This window comes from Streptomyces sp. NPDC091972 (assembly GCF_044756385.1).
Classification (GTDB): domain Bacteria; phylum Actinomycetota; class Actinomycetes; order Streptomycetales; family Streptomycetaceae; genus Streptomyces.
The window spans coordinates 622,087-643,017 of sequence record NZ_JBIVSV010000005.1 but is presented as its reverse complement, the minus strand read 5'-3'; the positions used below and the strand labels follow the sequence as shown (position 1 = coordinate 643,017).

19 protein-coding genes are annotated in these 20,931 nt (G+C 72.0%); 9 read left to right on the top strand and 10 right to left on the bottom strand.

The window, feature by feature from the left end:
- Positions 1-66: 66 nt before the first annotated feature.
- On the bottom strand, positions 67-1,269 hold the full coding sequence (locus ACIQJT_RS18745; protein WP_402644683.1) for a sensor histidine kinase: 1,203 nt from the start codon (positions 1,267-1,269) through the stop codon (positions 67-69).
- Positions 1,270-1,387: 118 nt separating this feature from the next.
- Between ACIQJT_RS18745 and ACIQJT_RS18740 the strand changes: the two genes are divergently transcribed.
- A complete protein-coding gene (locus ACIQJT_RS18740) occupies positions 1,388-2,416 on the top strand; it encodes an SAM-dependent methyltransferase (protein ID WP_402644680.1) in 1,029 nt (342 codons plus the stop codon).
- Here the strand turns inward: ACIQJT_RS18740 and ACIQJT_RS18735 are convergent.
- Positions 2,381-3,532, bottom strand: a complete 1,152-nt coding sequence (locus ACIQJT_RS18735) for an NADH-quinone oxidoreductase subunit D (RefSeq protein ID WP_402644677.1) — start codon at positions 3,530-3,532, stop codon at positions 2,381-2,383. The genes ACIQJT_RS18740 and ACIQJT_RS18735 overlap by 36 nt on opposite strands.
- 31 nt (positions 3,533-3,563) lie before the next feature.
- Between ACIQJT_RS18735 and ACIQJT_RS18730 the strand changes: the two genes are divergently transcribed.
- Together ACIQJT_RS18730 and ACIQJT_RS18725 are read left to right on the top strand one after the other, a co-directional pair.
- The gene (locus tag ACIQJT_RS18730) at positions 3,564-4,067 is read left to right on the top strand and encodes a PH domain-containing protein (protein WP_402644674.1); all 504 of its coding nucleotides are present in this window, start codon (positions 3,564-3,566) and stop codon (positions 4,065-4,067) included.
- Positions 4,064-5,407, top strand: a complete 1,344-nt coding sequence (locus ACIQJT_RS18725; protein ID WP_402644672.1) for a PH domain-containing protein — start codon at positions 4,064-4,066, stop codon at positions 5,405-5,407. The genes ACIQJT_RS18730 and ACIQJT_RS18725 overlap by 4 nt, the downstream gene beginning before the upstream one ends.
- Positions 5,408-5,434: 27 nt before the next feature.
- On the opposite strand, the gene ACIQJT_RS18720 is transcribed toward ACIQJT_RS18725, so the two are convergent.
- Positions 5,435-6,727: a hypothetical protein gene (locus ACIQJT_RS18720; RefSeq protein ID WP_402644669.1), complete on the bottom strand. Its 1,293-nt coding sequence runs from the start codon at positions 6,725-6,727 to the stop codon at positions 5,435-5,437.
- Between the two features lie 122 nt (positions 6,728-6,849).
- Positions 6,850-7,998, bottom strand: a complete 1,149-nt coding sequence (locus ACIQJT_RS18715) for an alpha/beta hydrolase (RefSeq protein ID WP_402644666.1) — start codon at positions 7,996-7,998, stop codon at positions 6,850-6,852.
- Positions 7,999-8,172: 174 nt separating this feature from the next.
- On the opposite strand from ACIQJT_RS18715, the gene ACIQJT_RS18710 reads away from it, so the two are divergent.
- The 6 genes from ACIQJT_RS18710 (at position 8,173) to ACIQJT_RS18685 (ending at position 13,257) form a co-directional block, all read left to right on the top strand.
- On the top strand, positions 8,173-9,984 hold the full coding sequence (locus ACIQJT_RS18710) for a phosphatidylglycerol lysyltransferase domain-containing protein (RefSeq protein WP_365461142.1): 1,812 nt from the start codon (positions 8,173-8,175) through the stop codon (positions 9,982-9,984).
- Between the two features lie 110 nt (positions 9,985-10,094).
- Complete coding sequence (gene folP / locus ACIQJT_RS18705) at positions 10,095-11,000, top strand: dihydropteroate synthase (protein WP_365461140.1); 906 nt, start codon at positions 10,095-10,097, stop codon at positions 10,998-11,000.
- Positions 10,997-11,500, top strand: a complete 504-nt coding sequence (locus ACIQJT_RS18700) for a nuclear transport factor 2 family protein (RefSeq protein WP_365461138.1) — start codon at positions 10,997-10,999, stop codon at positions 11,498-11,500. The genes folP and ACIQJT_RS18700 overlap by 4 nt, the downstream gene beginning before the upstream one ends.
- Before the next feature lie 235 nt (positions 11,501-11,735).
- Positions 11,736-12,095, top strand: a complete 360-nt coding sequence (folB, locus tag ACIQJT_RS18695) for a dihydroneopterin aldolase (RefSeq protein WP_402644662.1) — start codon at positions 11,736-11,738, stop codon at positions 12,093-12,095.
- Complete coding sequence (folK, locus tag ACIQJT_RS18690; protein WP_365461136.1) at positions 12,092-12,703, top strand: 2-amino-4-hydroxy-6-hydroxymethyldihydropteridine diphosphokinase; 612 nt, start codon at positions 12,092-12,094, stop codon at positions 12,701-12,703. Before folB ends, folK begins: the two co-directional genes overlap by 4 nt.
- Positions 12,704-12,771: 68 nt before the next feature.
- Positions 12,772-13,257 carry a DUF3180 domain-containing protein gene (locus tag ACIQJT_RS18685; protein WP_402644659.1) on the top strand — a complete coding sequence of 162 codons (486 nt, stop codon included), beginning with the start codon at positions 12,772-12,774 and terminating at the stop codon, positions 13,255-13,257.
- 25 nt (positions 13,258-13,282) lie between these two features.
- Here the strand turns inward: ACIQJT_RS18685 and folE are convergent, their stop codons facing one another.
- The 6 genes from folE to dacB form a co-directional block, all read right to left on the bottom strand.
- Positions 13,283-13,888 carry a GTP cyclohydrolase I FolE gene (folE, locus tag ACIQJT_RS18680; RefSeq protein ID WP_365461132.1) on the bottom strand — a complete coding sequence of 202 codons (606 nt, stop codon included), beginning with the start codon at positions 13,886-13,888 and terminating at the stop codon, positions 13,283-13,285.
- 121 nt (positions 13,889-14,009) lie between these two features.
- The gene (ftsH, locus tag ACIQJT_RS18675; RefSeq protein WP_365461130.1) at positions 14,010-16,043 is read right to left on the bottom strand and encodes an ATP-dependent zinc metalloprotease FtsH; all 2,034 of its coding nucleotides are present in this window, start codon (positions 16,041-16,043) and stop codon (positions 14,010-14,012) included.
- A 184-nt stretch (positions 16,044-16,227) separates the two neighbouring features.
- Positions 16,228-16,788, bottom strand: a complete 561-nt coding sequence (hpt, locus tag ACIQJT_RS18670) for a hypoxanthine phosphoribosyltransferase (protein WP_365461128.1) — start codon at positions 16,786-16,788, stop codon at positions 16,228-16,230.
- A gap of 52 nt (positions 16,789-16,840) precedes the next feature.
- Complete coding sequence (gene tilS, locus ACIQJT_RS18665; RefSeq protein WP_402644654.1) at positions 16,841-17,866, bottom strand: tRNA lysidine(34) synthetase TilS; 1,026 nt, start codon at positions 17,864-17,866, stop codon at positions 16,841-16,843.
- A gap of 194 nt (positions 17,867-18,060) precedes the next feature.
- Complete coding sequence (locus ACIQJT_RS18660) at positions 18,061-19,197, bottom strand: zinc-dependent metalloprotease (protein WP_365461124.1); 1,137 nt, start codon at positions 19,195-19,197, stop codon at positions 18,061-18,063.
- Positions 19,198-19,263: 66 nt separating this feature from the next.
- A complete protein-coding gene (gene dacB, locus ACIQJT_RS18655; protein ID WP_402644651.1) occupies positions 19,264-20,901 on the bottom strand; it encodes a D-alanyl-D-alanine carboxypeptidase/D-alanyl-D-alanine-endopeptidase in 1,638 nt (545 codons plus the stop codon).
- Positions 20,902-20,931 lie beyond the last annotated feature (30 nt).

Here is a 20,931-nt window from a genome sequence, read left to right as displayed (position 1 = left end):
TCCTCGGGGTCGTACGCAGGTCGCCGGGGGGGCGTGACAGGTGTCAACAGGGGGCGCGTGTCGGCGTCAATGCGCTGGTTTGAGCGGGAGCAGTGCGCTGATGCGGAATCCTCCGCCGGGGCGGGGGCCCGCGTCCAGGGTGCCGCCGACCATGCCCACCCGCTCGCGCATGCCGATCAGGCCGTGGCCCGCTCCGTCGGCGCCGCCCTCCTCGTACAGCTCGTGCGGGGCGCCCTTGCCGTCGTCCTCGACGAGCAGGCCGAGGCCGTCGTCGAAGTAGACCAGGCGCACGCTCGCACCCGCGTTCGGTCCGCCGTGCTTGCGCGTGTTGGTGAGCGCCTCCTGCACGATGCGGTACGCGGTGAGCTCGACGCCGCTGGGCAGCGGGCGCGGGGTGCCCTCGATCTTGAAGTCGACGGGGAGCCCGGAGCCGCGGCACTGCTGGACGAGGTCCTCGATCTGCTCGACGTCGGGCTGCGGGACGTACTCGCCGCCCTCCTGGTGCTCGCCGGTGCGCAGCACGCCCAGCAGGCGGCGCATCTCGGCGAGGGCCTGGCGGCCGGTGGAGGAGATGGTCTCCAGGGCCTTCTTGGCCTGGTCGGGCGCGGCGTCGAGGACATAGGCGGCGCCGTCGGCCTGGACGACCATGACGGAGACGTTGTGCGCGACGACGTCGTGCAGTTCGCGGGCGATACGGGCGCGCTCGGCGGCGACGGCGACCTTGGCCTGCGCCTCGCGCTCCTTCTCCAGGCGGGCGTTGCGCTCCTCCAGCTGCGCGAAGTAGGCGCGGCGGGTGCGGATCGAGTCGCCGAGCACCCAGGCCAGGGCGAACGGCACCGTCTGGAAGATCATGATCGCGACGTTGCCGAGCGCGCCGGAGTTCTCGTTCGGCCAGCGCAACTGCGCGACGGGGGCGGCGCACAGGCCGATCGTCAGCGCCAGCCGGGACGCCCAGCGGGTGCCCGTGGCGGCCACGGTGTAGACGATCACCAGGAAGGCGAAGTCGGCGGGGCTGGTCTCCACGTCCAGCACGACCTGCGCCACGCCGAGCCCGATGGCCAGCAGCAGCATGCGCTCCGGCATGCGCCGGCGCAGCGCGATCACCACGCACAGCAGCAGGACCACCGGGATGATCGCCATCGGCGAGCGGGTCCCCCGGGACTCCCCACGGGCGGTTTCGCTCGCGAGCGAGATCCCGAGCAGGAAGACGGCCCAGAAGACGTCGACCCCGGTCGGGTGCCTGCGGAGGAAGTCATAGAGGCGCTGCACGTAACCCAGCGTAGGGAAGCGTGATGTGTGCAGGGGTCAACCGGAGGACCGATCCGTACCGCCCGCGCGTACTCCCCAAGGTGGAGGCCCTGTTCCCCGGTGCGCCTAGCCTGACCGCGTGACCAATGACACGACGGGCGGCTGGACCGGCTGGCGGGCCGCCACCGAGGCCGCCCTCTACGGCCCGGACGGCTTCTACCGCAGGCCGGAGGGGCCCGCCGGACACTTCCGTACGTCCGTGCACGCCTCCCCGATGTTCGCGGAGGCCGTGGCCCGGCTGCTGTGCCGCCTCGACGAGGCGCTCGGCCGGCCCGCCCGGCTCGACTTCGTCGACATGGCCGCTGGGCGGGGCGAGCTGGCTGCCGGTGTCCTCGCCGCCCTGCCGGCCAAGGTGACCGCACGCACGCGTGTGCACGCCGTCGAGGTCACCGGCCGCCCCGCCGCCCTCGATGACCGGATCGAGTGGCGGTCCGAGCCGCCGCAGGACGTCACCGGGCTGCTGTTCGCCAACGAATGGCTGGACAACGTACCCGTGGAGATCGCCGAGACGGACTCCTCGGGCGTCCCGCGGCGGGTCCTCGTACGCCGCGACGGCCGCGAACGTCTCGGGGAGCCGGTCGCGGGCGCGGAGGCCGGGTGGCTGGAGCGGTGGTGGCCGCTGCCGGCCGGGGAAGGACTGCGCGCCGAGATCGGCCTGCCCCGCGACGAGGCGTGGGCCGCCGCGGTCGCGACGGTCGCGCGGGGGCTCGCGGTGGCCGTCGACTACGCCCACACGGCATCCACGCGCCCCCTCTTCGGCACGCTCACCGGCTTCCGCGAGGGCCGCGAGTGCGCACCCGTACCGGACGGCTCCTGCGACCTCACGGCCCATGTGGCGCTGGACGCGTGCGCACTCCCCGGAGGGCGGTTCCTGACCCAGCGCGAGGCCCTGCGCACCCTGGGCATCGCGGGCGCGCGCCCCCCGCTCTCCCTGGCGTCCACGCACCCCGCAGAGTACGTACGCGCCCTCGCGCGCGCCGGAGAGGCCGCCGAGCTCACCGCGGCGGGCGGACTCGGCGACTTCGGCTGGCTCCTCCAGCCCGTCGGCGTCGACGGCGTACTGGTCGAGGGCCTACTTGTCGATGTCCCCGACCACGAAGAACAGTGACCCCAGGATCGCCACCATGTCGGCGACCAGCGTGCCCGGCAGCAGTTCCACCAGCGCCTGGATGTTGTTGTACGAGGCCGAGCGCAGCTTGAGCCGGTACGGGGTCTTCTCGCCCTTGCTGACGAGGTAGTAGCCGTTGATGCCGAGCGGATTCTCGGTCCACGCGTACGTGTGCCCCTCGGGGGCCTTGAGGACCTTGGGCAGGCGCTGGTTGATCGGCCCGGGCGGCAGCTCGGCGAGCCGGTCCAGGCAGGCGTCGGCGAGGTCGAGGGCGTTGTGGGTCTGCTCCAGGAGGACCTCGAAGCGGGCCAGGCAGTCGCCCTCCTGCCGCGTGACCACCTTCAGGGTGTCCTGGAGCTCCCCGTAGGCGAGGTACGGCTCGTCGCGGCGCAGGTCGAAGTCGACGCCCGAGGCGCGCGCGACGGGCCCGCTGACGCCGTACGCGTGGACGGTCCCCGGGGCGAGGACGCCCACGTCCCTGGTGCGCCCGCGGAAGATCTCGTTGCCGAGCACCAGGTCGTCGAAGCGGTCCATGCGCGAGCGCACGGCGGAGACGGCGGCACGCGCGCGCGTGGCCCAGCCGGCCGGCAGGTCCTCCTTGAGGCCGCCGACGCGGTTGAACATGTAGTGCATCCGGCCGCCGGAGACCTCCTCCATGACGTTCTGGAGGACCTCCCGCTCGCGGAACGCGTAGAAGACCGGGGTGATGCCGCCCAGCTCCAGGGGGTACGAGCCGAGGAACATCAGGTGGTTCAGCACCCGGTTGAGCTCGGCGAGCAGGGTGCGCGTCCACACGGCCCGCTGCGGGACCTCCATGCCGAGCATGCGCTCCACGGCGAGGACCACGCCCAGCTCGTTGGAGAAGGCCGACAGCCAGTCGTGGCGGTTGGCCAGCATGATGATCTGGCGGTAGTCACGCGCCTCGAAGAGCTTCTCGGCGCCCCGGTGCATGTAGCCGATCACCGGCTCGGCGCTCATGATGCGCTCGCCGTCCAGGACCAGCCGCAGGCGCAGCACGCCGTGCGTGGACGGGTGCTGCGGTCCGATGTTGAGCACCATGTCGGTGCTCTCCGCGGCGCCGCCGATGCCGACCGTGGTCTCCGTCGTAGGAGTCATGGACACAGTCTGTCCTACGTACGCTGGCCCTATGGAGACGGGGAGCGGGCGGGACACGGAAGTCACCGGGGCCGAACCGGTGTGGACCGGGCTGCCGCGGGGGCTGCTGCGGATGCGGCGGCTGTTGCTGGTGGTGTGGCTGGGACTGCTCGCGGTGGGCCTGGGGCTGCTGCTCGGGCTGCTGTGCGGGGCGCCCTGGGCCGCGTTCGCGGTGCTGCCGCTCGCCCTGGCCGGCTGGGGCTGGGTGCTGCTCGGCCGCAACTGGCGCTCCTGGCGCTACGCCGAGCGCGCCGACGACCTGCTGATCAGCCGGGGCGTGCTGTGGCGCGAGGAGACCGTCGTGCCGTACGGCCGGATGCAGCTCGTGGAGGTCACCTCCGGGCCCGTGGAGCGGCACTTCGGGCTGGCCAGCGTCCAGCTCCACACCGCCGCCGCGGCGACCGACGCGACCATCCCGGGCCTCGACCCGGCCGAGGCGGAGCGGCTGCGCGACCGGCTCACCGAGCTCGGCGAGGCCCGATCGGCGGGCCTGTGACAGCGCCGGGCGTGGACGACGCCGTACAGGAGAAACCCGGCGGGGAACGCCTCGCCGAGCGGCGGCTGCATCCCATAACGCCCCTCAGGCGGGCGTGGGCGCCGGTCGCCGTCGTCATCGGGTGGGCGGTGCACGACCCCGACCAGGCGCAGCGCCAGTTGACCCGGCTCACGACCACCACGCTGCTGCTCGCCCTCGCCGTCATCGTCCCGGCCGCCGCCCTCTACGGCTTCCTGACCTGGTGGTTCACCCACTTCGCGGTGACCGACACCGAACTGCGCATCCGGACCGGTCTGTTGTTCCGGCGCACCGCGCACATCCGGCTGGAGCGGATCCAGGCGGTCGACGTCACCCAGCCGCTCCTCGCGCGCGTGGCGGGCGTCGCGAAGCTCCGCCTGGACGTCGTCGGCACCGACAAGAAGGACGAACTGGCCTTCCTCGGGGAGCGGGAGGCGCGGGCCCTGCGCGCGGAACTCCTCGCCCGCGCCGCCGGCTTCGCCCCGGAGACCGCCCACGAGGTCGGCGAGGCCCCGTCGCGCGAGCTGCTGCGCACGCCTCCGCGCGATCTCGCCCTCTCCCTCGTGCTGACGGGCGCCACCTGGCTCAGTCTGGTCGCCGCCGTCGTCGTGCCGTCGCTGCTGTGGTGGGCCACCCACAGCCTGTGGACGGTTTTCGCGACCGCCGTACCGCTGCTGGGCGCGGCGGGGGCGAGCAGCGTGGGGCGGTTCGTCACCGAGTACGACTGGACGGTGGGCGAGTCCCCGGACGGGCTGCGCATCGACCACGGGCTCCTGGACCGCACCCACGAGACGGTGCCGCCGGGGCGGGTGCAGACCGTGCGGATCGTGGAGCCCCTGCTGTGGCGGCGGCGCAACTGGGTGCGGGTCGAGCTGGACGTCGCCGGCTCGTCCAACTCCGTGCTGGTGCCCGTCGCCCCGCGCGAGGTCGCCGAGGCGGTCGTCGCGCGCGTCCTGCCCGGAGTCGTCGTACCGCCTCCGTCGGCGCTGTCACGACCCCCGCGGCGGGCCGGGCGGTGCGTGCCCCTGTGGTGGCGCGGCCACGGACTCGCCGTCACCGACGCGGTGTTCGCCTCGCGACAGGGGCTGCTGCGCCGCAGCCTGGCCCTCGTCCCGCACGCGAAGGTCCAGAGCGTACGGCTCACCCAGGGGCCCTGGGAGCGGCTGTGGCGGGTCGCCGACGTGCACGTGGACACGGGGGCGAACAAGACCGTCACGGCCCGTCTCAGGGACGCTCAGGAGGCCGCGGAACTGCTCGGGGCGCAGGCGGAGAGGTCGCGGACGGGACGGAAAGGGGCACGGCCCGACCGCTGGATGGTCTGACCGTGCCCCTCGCGAGCCGTACGTCCGTCAGGAGACCGCGCTGCGCAGCCCCTGCAGGTCGATCTGCTCCGTCTCGTCGTGGGCCGTCAGGTCGATGACCTGGCCGATGCCCCGCGACTCCTCGTCGGCCGGCTTGAACTCCGCCTCCGACTCGGCCTTGTGCAGGGCGAGCGCCTCCTGGCCGACGACGTCGGCGAGGTCCTCGTTCTGCACGGCCTCCAGCGCGTCGCGCGAGGCCCCCGACTTCGTGCCGAAGAAGTCGAACCCGCCCTCGACCCGCGGGCGGCGCACGGGAGCGGATGGCACGACCGCCACCGCGGTCGGCGCGATGAAGTGCCCGGCGGGCTGCTGCGATGAGGTGGCTGTCGCCGTGGTGGAGGCGGCCGCGTGCTCATGCCCGTCGGCCGCCTCGGGCTTCCCCCGCACCTCGTCCTCCTGCGCGGCCTCCGCCCGGGTACCGGCGGTGTCCGCCGCGGCGGAACCGGCCTTCGCCGACCGCCCCTTGGCGTCCGACTCGTCCTGGGGGCCCGCCTCCGCCACGGGGTCGGCCTCGGGCTTCGTCACGGCCTTCGTCCCGGGCTTCGTCCTGACGGCCCCGTCGCCGCCCTCGTCGAGCCGCTTCAGTGCCGCGTTCGCCCGCAGGAACAGCCGGGAACCCTCCGGGGAGAAGATCGCGGGCCGCTCCGGGTCCTTCTCGGACGCGTCCGCACCCTCCGCGGACCCGGCACCCTCCGCAGACCCGGCACCCTTCGCGGACCCCTCGGCCTCCTGCCCAGCCGCGGTCCCGTTCCCGGGACCGTCCTCGGCGGCCACCGCCTCGGCCTGCCCGTCGACCGGCTCCCCCGGCGGCAGCGCACGCGCGGGGGCGGCCTCTATCTCCAGCAGCCGGCGGCCCTCCAGCGCGCTCGCCCGCTCGGTCTCCGCCGTGGCGTACCGCCGCAGCAGCGCCGCGTGTTCGTTGCGCAGGCCCGCCAGCTCCGCGCGCTTTGCCCGCAGCCGCTGCTCCAGCTTGACGCGCAGCTCCCGCGACTCCTCGAGGTCGGTCTCGAGTTCGGCGACCCGCTCCTCGTGCCGCCACTCGTCGCTCGCACGCGCGCGCGTGAGGTCGGCGACCTGCTTGCCCGCCTGTGCGTCCCAACGGCGCATGACGGCCGCCCCGACCACCGCGACCGCCGCGGCGAACGCGGCTATCACGCGCAGCACGGCCTGCTGCGAGAACACCCAGGGGCCGAAGGCGCAGACGAGGGACACGCCTGCGATCGCCGACGGAGGAAGCAGTCTGTGCAAAGGCGGGGAATGGCGGTGACGTCCACGTGGCATGGCCAGAAACTTACCGCGCGTAGGCGAACCGTGGTGCCCCGCCCCGTAAAAACACAGCCACCCCGCAGTGTTCACACGACATCAGGAATCGGCACTCCCGCCGAATTCGGCGTATTGATCACTCAACGACCGCTCACCGCTCGCTGATCGCCGCCGAGCCGCCCGCTCACCCACTCCAGGGTCGCCGGGATCTCCCGCCGCCAGGTGTTGAAGTTGTGGCCGCCGCTTTCGAGGATGATCGACGAGATCCGTGTCGTTCCCGTCGCCTTCACCCGCTCGATGAACTTCAGGGTGTCCTTGTAGTTCGACTCGCCCACCTTGCTGCTGCTGACGAGCAGTGAGGTGTCCGGTCCGGGCAGGTGCTTGAGGCACCACCACAGGTCGGCGCGGTCGCGCAGCGCCTTGTCGCCATGGAAGAGATCGCCCGTGGTCGCGTCCACGGGCGCTTTGTAGTACGGCGACAGGCCCGCCCCCGCGGCGTAGACCGCCGGGTGGTGCATGGCGAGTTTCAGCGCGCAGTAACCGCCCGTGGAGTCCCCGATGATCCCCCAGCTCCCCGGTTTCCTGCCCACCCTGTAGTGCTCGGTCACCGCTTCCGGAAGATCCTTCGCGAAGAACGACTCGGTCTGCGGGCCGTCCGGAACGTCCGCGCACTCGGTGTCGCGCGGCGGCGCCACCGTCGGCCGCAGCATCACCAGGATCATCGGCTGCATACGGCCGTCCCCGGTGAGTTCCAGAGCCGTGCGCGGATAGTGGAGTTTGTCCACCAGCGCTCTCGCGGTGCCCGGATAACCGGTGAGCACGACGGCCGCCGGGAAGGTGCGCGCCCGATAGCGCGCCTGGAAATACTCCGGCGGCAGATAGATGTACGCGGGACTCGCGATGCGGCTCGTGGGGCCGACGATCTCGACCTTCTGGACCTGCCCGACCGACGACGGCCGGAAGCCGCTCCTGCCGGGCACGTCCCCGACCTCGGTCACCCGCAGCGGGCCGCTCGACCGCTCGCCCGGGGTGTGGTCGACCACCACGCCCATGTCGGTCTCCCGCCCGAACAGGTCGGCCCAGGAGGCGTAGAACCCGAAAGCCTGGTTGGCGGCCAGCCCCACCGACACGAAGACCAGCAACTGGGTCGAGAGCAACAGCCCTACACGGCCGCTGACGGACCGCCAGCTCCGGCGCGCCAGCCGTGGCCAGAGCCACACCGTGCCGGTGAACACGGCCACGGCGGCCAGGACCGCCAGCACCAGCGTGTTGTTGCTCGTGAGACCCATTGCTTGCTTTCGCTTTCCTCGGCCTTTGAAACGGCTTTGAGGAGCTGAGTGAACCTCTCCTCACGAGACACCGTCCTAGAGGGCGCAATGTCGCCGGATGCCCGAATCAGGGCTCCGGATCCAAAGTCACTCGCAGAACCACGGGATGCGATGTCTGTCAGGACAGATGAGGAAATGTCGGGCGGGGTTCCGATCCGATCAACACGGCTGCGGCGTGCACTGCACGGACCGCGCCCCGAGGCCGTCCCCGTCCTCGTCGCCAGAGCCTGCGCGCTCGTAGGCCTTCTGGACATCGCCGCCGGCGTCTTCCCGCGCTTCCGGCACAGCCGCATGCACACCCTGGCCGAGGTACTGCCCGGCGCGCTCGGCCCGTTCGCGGCCGCGCTCTCGCTCAGCGCCGGAGTGCTGTTGCTGCTGCTCGCCCACGGCCTCAGGCGCCACAAGCGCCGGGCCTGGCGGGCGGCCGTGGCACTGCTGCCCGCGGGCGCGCTGGCACAGTTCACCTACCGCCACTCCCTCGTCGGCGCGGCCATCTCCCTCGCCCTGCTCGCACCGCTGCTGCGCCACCGCGACCAGTTCCGGGCACTGCCCGACCCGCGCAGCCGCTGGCGCGCGCTCGCCAACTTCGTCCTCATGGGCGCCGGTTCCCTCGTGCTCGGCCTGATCATCGTCAGCGTCCACCCGAACCGCCTGGTCGGCGACCCGAGCCTCGCCGACCGCATCACGCACGTCCTGTACGGCCTCTTCGGCTTCGAGGGCCCCGTCGACTACCAGGGCGACACCTCGTGGACCGTCGGCGCCTCCCTGGGCGCCCTGGGCCTGCTCACCGCGATCACCACGATCTACCTCGCCTTCCGTCCCGAGCACCCCGCCGCGCACCTCACCGAGGAGGACGAGGCCCGCCTCCGGGCGTTGCTGGCCAAGCACGGCGGCCGCGACTCCCTCGGCCACTTCGCGCTGCGCCGCGACAAGGCCGTCGTCTTCTCCCCCAGCGGCAAGGCCGCCGTGACCTACCGCGTCGTCTCCGGCGTGATGCTCGCCAGCGGCGACCCGATCGGCGACGTGGAGGCCTGGCCCGGCGCCATCGAGCGCTTCATGGACGAGGCCAAGGCGCACTCCTGGACACCCGCCGTCATGGGCTGCTCGGAGACCGGCGGCGAGGTCTGGACCCGCGAGACGGGCCTGGACGCCCTCGAACTGGGCGACGAGGCGGTGGTGGACGTCGCGGATTTCTCGCTCGCCGGCCGCGCGATGCGCAACGTCCGCCAGATGGTCAAGCGCATCGAGCGGGCCGGTTACGAGACCCGGGTGCGGCGCGTCCGTGACCTCGGGGAGACCGAGCTGGAGCGCATCCGGCAGGCCGCCGACGACTGGCGGGGCACCGACACCGAGCGCGGCTTCTCGATGGCCCTGGGCCGCATCGGCGATCTCGCCGACGGCGACTGCCTCATCGCCACCGCCCACAAGGCGGACGACCAGCCCGGCCCGTACGGCGACCTCAAGGCGATCCTGCACTTCGTGCCCTGGGGCACCGACGGCGCCTCCCTCGACCTCATGCGACGGGACCGCGCCGCCGACCCCGGCATGAACGAACTGCTGATCGTCGCCGCCCTCCAGGCCGCCCCCAGGTTCGGCATCACGCGCGTGTCGCTGAACTTCGCGATGTTCCGCTCCGCCCTCGCGCGCGGCGAGAAGATCGGCGCAGGCCCGGTGCTGCGCGCCTGGCGGGGGCTGCTGGTCTTCCTGTCCCGCTGGTTCCAGATCGAGTCCCTGTACAAGTTCAACGCGAAGTTCCAGCCCCGCTGGGAGCCCCGCTTCGTCGTCTACCGGGCCTCCGGCGACCTCCCGCGCATCGGCTTCGCCGCCATGCAGGCCGAGGGCTTCGTCAACCTCGCCCTGCCGCTGCCGCGCTTCCTGCGCCGCCGCTCGCACACCGCACGCGCGTGTGCCCACGTCGTCGGAGAGCGGGACGTAAGAGCCGCGTGACCGCTCGCTCCGGGACCGGCCCGGACGGAAGCCCCGCCCCTCCTCCAGCCCGGGGGCTTCCGTCCGGGCCACACGCTTCTCCGGCTCCGTGCGGGGCCTAGGCTGAACGCATGAGCAAGCAGAGCGGACGCGGGCGCGTCGCCGGTCTTCCGGAATGGGACCGCTGCGCGGTCATGGGAGTCGTGAACGTCACCCCCGACTCCTTCTCCGACGGCGGCCGCTGGTTCGACACGACGGCCGCCGTCAAGCACGGCCTCGCCCTCGTCGAGGAGGGCGCCGACCTCGTCGACGTCGGCGGCGAGTCCACCCGCCCCGGCGCCACCCGCGTCGACGAGGCCGAGGAACTCCGGCGCGTCATCCCCGTCGTCCGCGGCCTCGCCGCCGAGGGCGTCACCGTCTCCGTCGACACCATGCGCGCCTCCGTCGCCGAACAGGCCCTCGCCGCCGGCGCGGCCCTCGTCAACGACGTCAGCGGCGGCCTCGCCGACCCCGCGATGATCCCGGTCGTCGCCGACGCGGGCGCCCCCTTCGTCGTCATGCACTGGCGCGGCTTCCTGGAGGGCGGCAACGTCCGGGGCGTCTACGCCGACGTCGTCGCCGAGGTCGTCGACGAACTCCACGCGCGCGTGGACGCCGTCCTCGCGGGCGGCATCTCCCCCGACCGCGTCGTCGTCGACCCGGGCCTCGGCTTCTCCAAGGACGCCGAGCACGACCTGGTCCTCCTCGCCCACCTCGACCGCCTCCTCGGCTTCGGCCACCCCCTCCTCGTCGCAGCCTCCCGCAAACGCTTCCTCGGCCGGGTCCTCGCCGGCCCGGAGGGCGCCCCGCCGCCCGCCCGCGAACGCGACGCCGCCACCGCCGCCGTCTCCGCCCTCGCCGCGCACGCCGGCGCATGGGCGGTGCGCGTGCACGAGGTGCGCGCCACCGCCGACGCGGTACGGGTCGCCCGCGCCGTGGAAGGAGCGCGCACCGCGGAGGCGCGCACGGCGGACAACAGCGCGGAAGGAGCCCGGTGAGCGCCCCCCACACCGACGTGGAGCAGGTGGAAGCCGCCAACACCGCCTTCTACGAGGCACTGGAGCGCGGCGACTTCGAGGAGCTCTCCTCGCTCTGGCTCACCCCCGCCGACCTCGGCGTCGACGAGACCTACCACGACCCGGCGGACGTCGGCGTGGTCTCCTGCGTGCACCCCGGCTGGCCCGTGCTGACCGGCCGCGGCGAGGTCCTGCGGTCGTACGCGCTGATCATGGCGAACACGGACTACATCCAGTTCTTCCTCACCGACGTGCACGTCTCCGTCACCGGCGACACCGCCCTGGTCACCTGCACCGAGAACATCCTCAGCGGCGGCCCGGCACCCGAGGGCGGCGAGGAGCTCGGCCCGCTCGTCGGGCAGCTCGTGGTCGCCACGAACGTGTTCCGCCGCACCTCCGAGGGCTGGAAGCTGTGGTCCCACCACGCCTCCCCGGTGCTGGCCGAGAACGGCGAGGACGACGACGAGGAAACCCCGTCCTGACCCGACGGGACCAAGAAGTGGTTGGAATCACGAACCCCTGGGTATGGGCGGCTACCAGCCCGTGAGCCGCCGGGTTCCCCCGGGGAAACACCCGGTGAAACCTCCCGGACCGGCACCGGCCCGCGCCCCCGTGGCCCGGCCGTGTCCGTGCTCGCAGGTAGATTCGTTCGAGGCCGGGGTACCGCCCGCACACGGTACGCACCGGCCGTCACCGACGATTGCAGGAGTGATTCGCGTGGATCGTGTCGCGCTGCGCGGCCTGAGGGCCCGCGGGCACCACGGTGTGTTCCCCGAGGAACGGCGGGAGGGCCAGACCTTCGTCGTGGACCTCGTCCTCGGTCTGGACACGCGGCCGGCCGCCGCCGACGACGACCTGACCAAGACCGTGCACTACGGCATCGTGGCGGAGGAGGTCGTGGCCGTCGTCGAGGGCGAGCCCGTCGACCTCATCGAGACCCTCGCCGAGCGCATCGCCCAGGCCTGTCTGAAGCACGAACGGGTAGAGGAGGTCGAGGTCAGGGTCCACAAACCCGAAGCACCGATCACCGTGCCCTTCGACGACGTGACCGTCACCATCACCCGGAGCCGAGTATGACCGCGTCCTTCGCCGCGGGTCACAGCGACCCGACCGTACAGCCGGTGCCCGCCTCCGTCGTGCAGCGGGTGGACGCCGCCGACACCACCCTCCACAACCCCCGGCGCGCCGTGCTCTCCCTCGGCTCCAACCTCGGCAACCGCCTGGAGACCCTCCAGGGGGCCGTCGACGCTCTGGAGGACACGCCGGGCGTCCGCGTGAAGGCCGTCTCGCCGGTCTACGAGACGGAGCCGTGGGGCGTGGCCGCCGACAGCCAGCCGTCGTACTTCAACGCCGTCGTCGTGGTGAAGACCACGCTCCCCCCGTCCTCCCTGCTGGAGCGGGCCCACGCGGTCGAGGAGGCCTTCAACCGGGTGCGGGACGAGCGCTGGGGCCCGCGCACCCTCGACGTCGACATCGTCACGTACGCCGAGGTGGTCTCCGACGACCCGGCCCTCACCCTGCCCCACCCCCGCGCCCACGAGCGCGCGTTCGTGCTCGTCCCCTGGCACGACGTGGACCCCGAGGCCCGGCTCCCGGGTCACGGCCCGGTCGCCGCCCTCCTCGACACCGTCGCGCGAACCGGCGTGGAAGCCCGCAAGGACCTGGAACTCCGGCTGCCCGAATAGCCGTTAAGGTCAACACGACCACCGTCCGTGGGACCGCCCAGGGACCTCGGGGGAGCTGAAGGGGCACCGTGAGAGAGCTGCGCATCAGGTTGCTGGCCGGCGTGTTCGCCGTGGCCGGGATCCTGTCCTGGGCGGGCGCCCGCCTGTGGAACTCGATCGGGACCCTGCCCAGCGTCCCGCTGGCCGCCCCCATCGTCCTCGCCCTGATCGCCGTGGTCCTCGTGGCCACGGCGCTCTCCCTCCGCGCCCGCCTCAAGGCCCAGCGCGAGCGCGTCCCCGACGCGAAGGGCGTCGACCCCCTGATGGCGGCCCGCGCGGTCGTCTTCGGCCAGGCCAGCGCCCTGGTCGCCGCCCTGGTCTCCGGCATGTACGGCGGCACCGGCGTCTTCCTCCTGGAGTCCCTCGACATCCCCGCCCGCCGCGACCAGGCCATCTACGCCGGCTTCTCGGTCCTCGCGGGCATCGCCGTGATAGCGGCGGCGATCTTCCTGGAGCGTGTCTGCAGACTCCCGGAGGACGACGACCACAACACGGGGGCTCCGTCCACCGCGTGACGGACGATGCCGTCGGCGTGACGCGTCAGCGGGCCATGATGAGGCTCATCGCCTCGTTCCGCGTCGCCGCGTCCCGGAGCTGGCCTCGCACGGCCGAGGTGAGCGTCTTGGCGCCGGGCTTGCGGATCCCCCGCATGGACATGCACATGTGCTCGCATTCCACGACGACGATCACGCCGCGTGGCTCCAGGATCTCCATCAGGGAGTCAGCGATCTGCGTGGTGAGACGTTCCTGCACCTGCGGCCGACGGGCGTAGACATCCACGAGCCGGGCCAGCTTGGACAGCCCCGTGATCTTGCCGCTGGTGGCCGGAATGTACCCGACATGGGCGACACCACGGAACGGCACCAGATGGTGCTCACAGGTCGAGTACACCTCGATGTCCTTCACGAGCACCATCTCGTCGTGCCCCAGGTCGAACGTCGTGGTCAGCACGTCCTCGGGCTTCTGCCACAGCCCCGCGAATATCTCCTTGTACGCCCGCGCCACCCGTCCCGGCGTCTCCCGGAGGCCCTCGCGGTCCGGGTCCTCGCCGACCGCGATCAGGAGTTCGCGTACGGCGTTCTCGGCGCGCTTCTCGTCGAACTCGCCGATGGAGCCCTCGCCGTCCAGCGTCACGGGGTCGGTCATCTGGTGCCTCGTTCCTAGAGTTTTCGCGGCCGAAAAACGCCGCGACCCCCCAGGCTAAAACCTGGGGGGCGCGGCATCCATTCCGGGCCCGGTGAGGTCACCGGCGCGGGACGGGTGAGCGTCAGCTCTCGGGGCGCTCCTCGGGAACCGCGTCCGTTGCCTGCTCCGACGCGGTGGCCTTGGCGGTGGTGATCGCCGGGGTCGCGCCGTTGGCGCCGTTCGTCAGTGCGAGCTCCTTGGGGGAGAGCACCGGCGGACGGGTGGAGGGCGTACGCCGGGAGGAACCGGTCCAGGCCGGCCGCGGCGGACGCTTGACGATGGGGGCGAAGATCTCGGCGATCTCCTCCTTGCCCAGCGTCTCCTTCTCCAGGAGCTTGAGCACCAGGTTGTCGAGGACGTCGCGGTTCTCGACCAGGATCTCCCAGGCCTCGTTGTGCGCGTTCTCGATGAGCTTCTTGACCTCTTCGTCGACCAGCGCGGCGACCTCTTCCGAGTAGTCGCGCTGGTGAGCCATCTCACGTCCGAGGAACGGCTCGGTGTTGTCGCCACCGAACTTGATGGCGCCGAGGCGCTCGGTCATGCCGTACTGCGTGACCATCGCGCGGGCCGTCGCCGTGGCCTTCTCGATGTCGTTCGCGGCGCCGGTGGTCGGGTCGTGGAAGACCAGTTCCTCGGCGGCGCGACCGCCCAGCATGTAGGCGAGCTGGTCGAGCATCTCGTTGCGGGTGGTCGAGTACTTGTCCTCGTCCGGCAGGACCATGGTGTAGCCAAGGGCACGGCCTCGGGAGAGGATCGTGATCTTGTGGACCGGGTCGGAGTTCGGGGAGGCCGCCGCGACCAGGGCGTGTCCGCCCTCGTGGTACGCGGTGATCTTCTTCTCCTTGTCCGACATGATCCGGGTCCGCTTCTGCGGGCCCGCCACCACACGGTCGATCGCCTCGTCCAGCATGGAGTTGTCGATCAGCTTCTTGTCGCTGCGGGCGGTGAGCAGGGCGGCCTCGTTGAGGACGTTGCTCAGGTCCGCGCCGGTGAAGCCCGGCGTGCGACGCGCGACGGCCGACAGGTCGACGTCGGGCGCGACCGGCTTGCCCTTCTGGTGGACCTTGAGGATCTCCAGACGGCCCTGCATGTCCGGGCGGTCGACCGCGATCTGGCGGTCGAAGCGGCCGGGGCGCAGGAGTGCCGGGTCGAGGATGTCGGGCCGGTTCGTCGCGGCGATGAGGATCACGCCGCCCTTGACGTCGAAGCCGTCCATCTCGACGAGGAGCTGGTTCAGCGTCTGCTCGCGCTCGTCGTGACCGCCGCCGAGGCCGGCGCCGCGGTGGCGGCCGACCGCGTCGATCTCGTCGACGAAGACGATCGCCGGGGCGTTCGCCTTGGCCTGCTCGAACAGGTCACGGACTCGGGAGGCACCGACACCGACGAACATCTCGACGAAGTCGGAACCGGAGATCGAGTAGAACGGCACGCCGGCCTCGCCCGCGACGGCGCGCGCGAGCAGGGTCTTGCCGGTGCCGGGGGGGCCGTACAGCAGTACGCCCTTGGGGATCTTGGCCCCGACCGCCTGGAACTTCGCCGGTTCCTGGAGGAACTCCTTGATCTCCTGGAGCTCCTCGACGGCCTCGTCCGAGCCGGCGACGTCCGAGAACGTCGTCTTCGGGGTGTCCTTGGTGATGAGCTTCGCCTTGGACTTCCCGAAGTTCATGACCCGGGAGCCGCCGCCCTGCATCTGGTTCATCAGGAACAGGAAGACGACCACGATGAGGACGAAGGGGAGCAGGGAGAGCAGGATCCCGACGAAGGCGTTCTGCTTCGTCGGCGAGACGGTGTACCCGTCGGGGATCTGCTTGTCCTGGAATTTGGTCTGCAGCGTGTTGGCGATGGTCACGCCCTGGTCGCCGATGTAGCTCGCCTGGATCTTCGAGCTGCCCTCGACCTTTTCGCCGTCCTTGAGCTGCACCTTGATGGTGTTCTCGTCACCGGTGGTCAGCTTGGCTTGTTCGACCTTGTTGTCATTGATCGCCTGGACGACCTGGCCGGTGTCCACCGTCTTGTAGCCGCCGGACGAGCCGACGACCTGCATCAACACGACCACGGCAAGGACGGCCAGCACGATCCACATGACCGGCCCACGGAAGTATCGCTTCACGTCCATCCATACGGAGCGGTGCCGCCCCGTCCCTCCTGCCATAGTGAGTTTGATAAGACAGTTCTTCTGACGGTACCCCAGCATTGTGGGCCGAAGCCGCACAGGAGGGCTTCACGAACCGTCTGCATGCTCCAACGGCGCGAAACCGGCTGGGGTTCCCGATCGTCTTACGGAGCTGGGGCCATCTGGCTCAGCCGCCGTAGACGTGGGGCGCGAGCGTACCGACGAACGGGAGGTTGCGGTACTTCTCGGCGTAGTCGAGACCGTAGCCGACGACGAACTCGTTGGGGATGTCGAAGCCGACCCACTCGACGTCGATGGCGACCTTGGCGGCGTCCGGCTTGCGCAGCAGGGTGCACACCTTGAGCGACTCCGGCTCGCGTGAGCCGAGGTTGGACAGCAGCCAGGACAGGGTCAGGCCGGAGTCGATGATGTCCTCGACGATCAGGACGTGCCGGCCCTTGATGTCGGTGTCGAGGTCCTTGAGGATCCGCACCACGCCGGAGGACTGGGTGCCCGCGCCGTAGGAGGACACGGCCATCCAGTCCATCGTGACGGGGGTGGACAGCGCCCGGGCGAGGTCGGCCATGACCATCACCGCGCCCTTGAGGACGCCGACGATCAGCAGTTCCTTGCCCGCGTACTCCGCGTCGATCTTCGCGGCGAGCTCCACGAGCTTCGCGTCGATCTCTTCCTTGGTGATGAGTACCTCTTTGAGGTCGGCACCCATGTCTTTCGCGTCCACCCGCATCACTTTCGGTCGTCACACCAGCCGTCCGTCGCCCCCCGGAGGGGGCGGGGATTCAGCCTTGCCGAATCACCAGTCTGCCACCCTGCCGCTGGGCGACGACCTTGCCGGGGAGATTGATGGCCCCCTGGCCGCGCCAGCCGGTGATCAGCCGGTCGACTTCCTCGATGTGGCGGGCGAAGAGCGATCCGGCCGGGGCGCCGGCCTCGATGGCCGCCTGGCGCAGGACGCGGCGGCGCACGGCGGGCGGCAGCGCGTAGAGCTTGGCGCACTCCAGGAGGCCGGCCGCGTCGCGGACGGAGGCCTCGGCCTGGCGGGCCCAGGTGTCGAGGGCGTCGGCGTCGTCGCGGGAGAGCTGGGCCGTGCGGGCGAGGGCCTCGACGACTCCTTTGCCCAGGGCCTTCTCCAGGGCGGGCAGGCCTTCGTGGCGCAGCCGGGAGCGCGTGTAGGCGGGGTCGGCGTTGTGCGGGTCGTCCCAGACGGGCAGGGACTGGACCATGCAGGCCTTGCGGGCGGTCTGCCGGTCGAGCCCTAGGAAGGGGCGCCGGTAACGGCCGTCGGCCCCCGAGACCGCGGCCATGCCGGACAGGGAGCGGATGCCGGAGCCGCGGGCGAGGCCGAGCAGGACGGTCTCGGCCTGGTCGTCGCGGGTGTGGCCGAGCAGGACGGCGAGCGCGCCGTGGCGTTCGGCGGCGGCGTCGAGGGCGGCGTAGCGGGCGTCGCGCGCGGCGGCCTCGGGTCCGCCTTCGCGGCCGACGGTCACGGCGGTGGACTCGACGGGGTCCAGGCCGAGTTCGCGGAGCCTGAGGACGACTTCCTCGGCGCGCAGGTCGGAGCCGGGCTGGAGGCCGTGGTCGACGGTGACGCCGCCGGCGCGGAGGCCGAGCCTGGGGGCCTCGAAGGCGAGGGCGGAGGCGAGGGCCATGGAGTCGGCGCCGCCGGAGCAGGCCACGAGGACGAGCGGTGAGGGGGGTCGCTCGTGCGGGGGCCGGTCGGCGGAGGCGTGGTGGTCGGTGAGGAGGTCGTGGAGGACGCGGCGGACCGCCAGGCGTATCGCCGCGACCGCAGGATGGGGACCCATGTCCGGTTCCCTTCATGAAGTTTTCGGGGGGTGAGCCCCGAGGTCCGGTCACTCAGAGTGTGTAGATGGTGACAGAACCGGGGCGTTCCCCGAGCATTGCACGCCTACCCATGGCTCACGGTCCCTCGGACGGGTGATTGCAGGGGCGTTCGCCTGCCGTCGGCCGGATTCCTCTCACGACATTCGCACGGGGTTCACGACTCGGCCTTGCGGTGCACCCGCGCGACCCAGTCCGCCGGTTTGGCGATCTCCGACTTGGTGGGGAGGGTGTTCGGGGAGGTCCACACGCGGTTGAAGCCGTCCATGCCGACCTCGTCGACGACGGCCCGCACGAAGCGCTCGCCGTCGCGGTACTGGCGGAGCTTGGCGTCCAGGCCGAGGAGCTTGCGCAGGGCCATGTCCAGGCGGGAGGCGCCCTTGGCCCGCCGTTGCTGGAACTTCTCGCGGATCTCGGCGACGCTCGGCACGACGGCCGGGCCCACTCCGTCCATGACGAAGTCGGCGTGGCCCTCCAGGAGGGACATCACGGCGGTGAGGCGGCCGAGGATCTCCCGCTGGGCCGGGGTCTGCACGATCTCGACGAGCGAGCGCCCGCCGTCGTCGTCCTCCTCGCCCTCGGGCCGGCCGCCGGCCAGCGACTGGGCGGCCTCGCGGATGCGTTCCAGGACGGTCATGGGGTCGACCTCGGTCTCCCCCAGGAACGACTGGATCTCGCCCTCCAGGTGGTCGCGCAGCCAGGGCACGGCCGTGAACTGGGTGCGGTGGGTCTCCTCGTGCAGGCAGACCCAGAGGCGGAAGTCGTGCGGCTGGACGTCGAGTTCGCGTTCGACGTGGACGATGTTGGGGGCGACGAGGAGGAGCCGGCCGCCGCCGTTCTCCCCGGCGGGGAGTTCGCGGGTGGCCGGGGCGAAGGTCTCGTACTGGCCGAGGACGCGGGACGACAGGAACGACAGGAGCATGCCCAGTTCGACGCCGGTGACCTTGCCGCCGACGGCGCCGAGGACCGCGCCGCCGGGGGTGTTGCCGCGCCGCTCCTGCATCTTCTCCAGGAGGGGTTTGAGCAGCTCCCGGAACCCGGCGACGTTCGCCCGGACCCAGCCGGGGCGGTCGACGACGAGCACGGGAGTGTCGTGGACGCCTTCCGTCCCCAGTCGGGTGAAGCCGCGGACGTGTTCCTCCGAGGCCTTGGCGTGCCGGCGCAGTTCCGCGACGACGGCCCGGGCCTCGTCGCGGCTCACCTCCGGGCCCGGCCGTACGAGACGGGTCGCCGTCGCCACCGCGAGGTTCCAGTCGACCATCTGAGAAGAAGCAGCACCACCGATGCTCGTCATGCGTCAACCGTACGTGAGCCCTCCCGCTTGGGGCAGGCCGCGCGGGAGGGCAACGCGGACGCCGGGTCAGCCGCAGCCGCAGGCGGCCAGCGCCGAGGCCGTCCGGTCGAGCGCGCCCTGGGCCGCCGCCGGGTCCGTGGTGTCCGCGGCCAGGAACGCGAAGGCCAGCAGCCGCCCGTCCCGGTCGACGACCGTCCCGGCCAGGGTGTTGACCCCGGTCAGGGTCCCGGTCTTGGCCCGTACGACGCCTGCCGCGCCGTCGGTGTAACGGCTGGACAGGGTTCCGGTGAAGCCGGCCACCGGGAGGCCGGTGAGGACGGGGCGCAGCTCCGGGTGGTGGGGGTCGCCCGCCTTCACCAGCAGGGACGTCAGGAGGTTCGCGGTGAGCCGGTCGGCGCGGTCGAGTCCGCTGCCGTCGTGGAAGTCGGCGCCGGCGAGCGGGAGTCCGAGTTTCGCCAGTCGGTCGCGGATGGCGTCGCCGCCGCCGTCGAAGTCGGCGCGCTTCTCGTCCGCGACCGCGGTCTGGCGGGCGAGGGCCTCGGCGATGTCGTTGTCGCTGTTGGTCAGCATGCGTTCGACCAGGGTGGACAGGGGCGGGGAGGAGACCTCGGCGAGGTCCTCGGCGCGGCCGGTCGCCTTGGAGGGGCCGGGGGAGGTCGTCCTGATGCCGTGGCCGGCGAGGAACCGCGCGAAGGTGCGGGTCGCCTCCGCCGCCGGGTCGCTCACGCGCGCGGCGGGTCCGCTGGTCGAGTCGTCGGTGCGGGCCTCGTCCGCCATCAGGGCGGTGACGGGGGCCAGGTTCTCGTTGACCCCGATCGGGTGGTTCTCGGGGCCCGCGTAGAGGGTCTTGTCGTAGGAGAGCGTGACGGTGGTGAGGTCGCGTTTCTTGAGGGCGGCGGCGGTCTTCGCCGCCAGTTCGCGCAGGCTCGCCCATTCGTCGGCGTCCTTGCGGGCGGTGAGTGTGGGGTCGCCGCCGCCGACCAGGACGAGCTCCCTGGTGTCGGGTTCCAGGGCGGTGCGCGTGGTGAGGCGGTGGTCGGCGCCGAGGGCGGACAGGGCGGCGACGGCGGTGGCGATCTTGGTGGTGGAGGCGGGGGTCAGGGCGGTGCCGGCGCCCGTGCCGTAGAGGCGTCTGCCGCTGGCGACGTCCACGACGGCCGCCGTGTGGCGGGTGCCGAGGGCGGTGCTGCCCAGCAGCGGGCGCAGGACGGCGGCCAGGGCCTCGGCGGTGGGGGCGGACTTCACGGCGGGGGCGGAGCCGCCCAGTGCGGCGAGCACGGAGGGGGCGCTCGGGGCGGGGCGGGGTCCGGCGGCGGGCGAACCGGAGCCGCCTTGGTGATCTGTGCCACCCGTCCGTTCGAGGGCGACCGCACGGTCCCGCTCGGCCGTACGCTGACCCGAGGAGTCCCACGGACCGGCGGCGGTCGCCACGGTGGCGGCCAGCGCGAGACCCGCGCCGGCGGCACCGGCGGTGTACTGCCAGGTCTTGACGGTCTTCGGCCGGCCCATCCCGGCAACCCGCGTGACCTGCGGTTTCACAGCGGCGGCGGTCCGTGCGAGATACGGCCGTACGGTGTCCGTGGCCCGGGTCAGTGCTGGACGGACGGCGTCCGCGGCGCGTGCCAGACGCGGTCGTACGGCGTTCGCGACCCGCACCGCATGCGGTCTCGCGGCCCGCCAAGGCCTCAGTTCAGGCACGACCACCAGCCCCTTTCGCGATCACACACCTGCGTG

Bases quoted from the DNA above. Each gene is read 5' to 3' on its own strand.
- ACIQJT_RS18735 (WP_402644677.1), bottom strand. From the start codon at position 3,532: ATGACTCCTACGACGGAGACCACGGTCGGCATCGGCGGCGCCGCGGAG.
- ACIQJT_RS18730 (WP_402644674.1), top strand. From the start codon at position 3,564: ATGGAGACGGGGAGCGGGCGGGACACGGAAGTCACCGGGGCCGAACCG.
- ACIQJT_RS18720 (WP_402644669.1), bottom strand. From the start codon at position 6,727: ATGCCACGTGGACGTCACCGCCATTCCCCGCCTTTGCACAGACTGCTT.
- ACIQJT_RS18715 (WP_402644666.1), bottom strand. From the start codon at position 7,998: ATGGGTCTCACGAGCAACAACACGCTGGTGCTGGCGGTCCTGGCCGCC.
- ACIQJT_RS18710 (WP_365461142.1), top strand. From the start codon at position 8,173: ATGTCGGGCGGGGTTCCGATCCGATCAACACGGCTGCGGCGTGCACTG.
- folP (WP_365461140.1), top strand. From the start codon at position 10,095: ATGAGCAAGCAGAGCGGACGCGGGCGCGTCGCCGGTCTTCCGGAATGG.
- folK (WP_365461136.1), top strand. From the start codon at position 12,092: ATGACCGCGTCCTTCGCCGCGGGTCACAGCGACCCGACCGTACAGCCG.
- folE (WP_365461132.1), bottom strand. From the start codon at position 13,888: ATGACCGACCCCGTGACGCTGGACGGCGAGGGCTCCATCGGCGAGTTC.
- ftsH (WP_365461130.1), bottom strand. From the start codon at position 16,043: ATGGACGTGAAGCGATACTTCCGTGGGCCGGTCATGTGGATCGTGCTG.
- hpt (WP_365461128.1), bottom strand. From the start codon at position 16,788: ATGCGGGTGGACGCGAAAGACATGGGTGCCGACCTCAAAGAGGTACTC.
- tilS (WP_402644654.1), bottom strand. From the start codon at position 17,866: ATGGGTCCCCATCCTGCGGTCGCGGCGATACGCCTGGCGGTCCGCCGC.
- ACIQJT_RS18660 (WP_365461124.1), bottom strand. From the start codon at position 19,197: ATGACGAGCATCGGTGGTGCTGCTTCTTCTCAGATGGTCGACTGGAAC.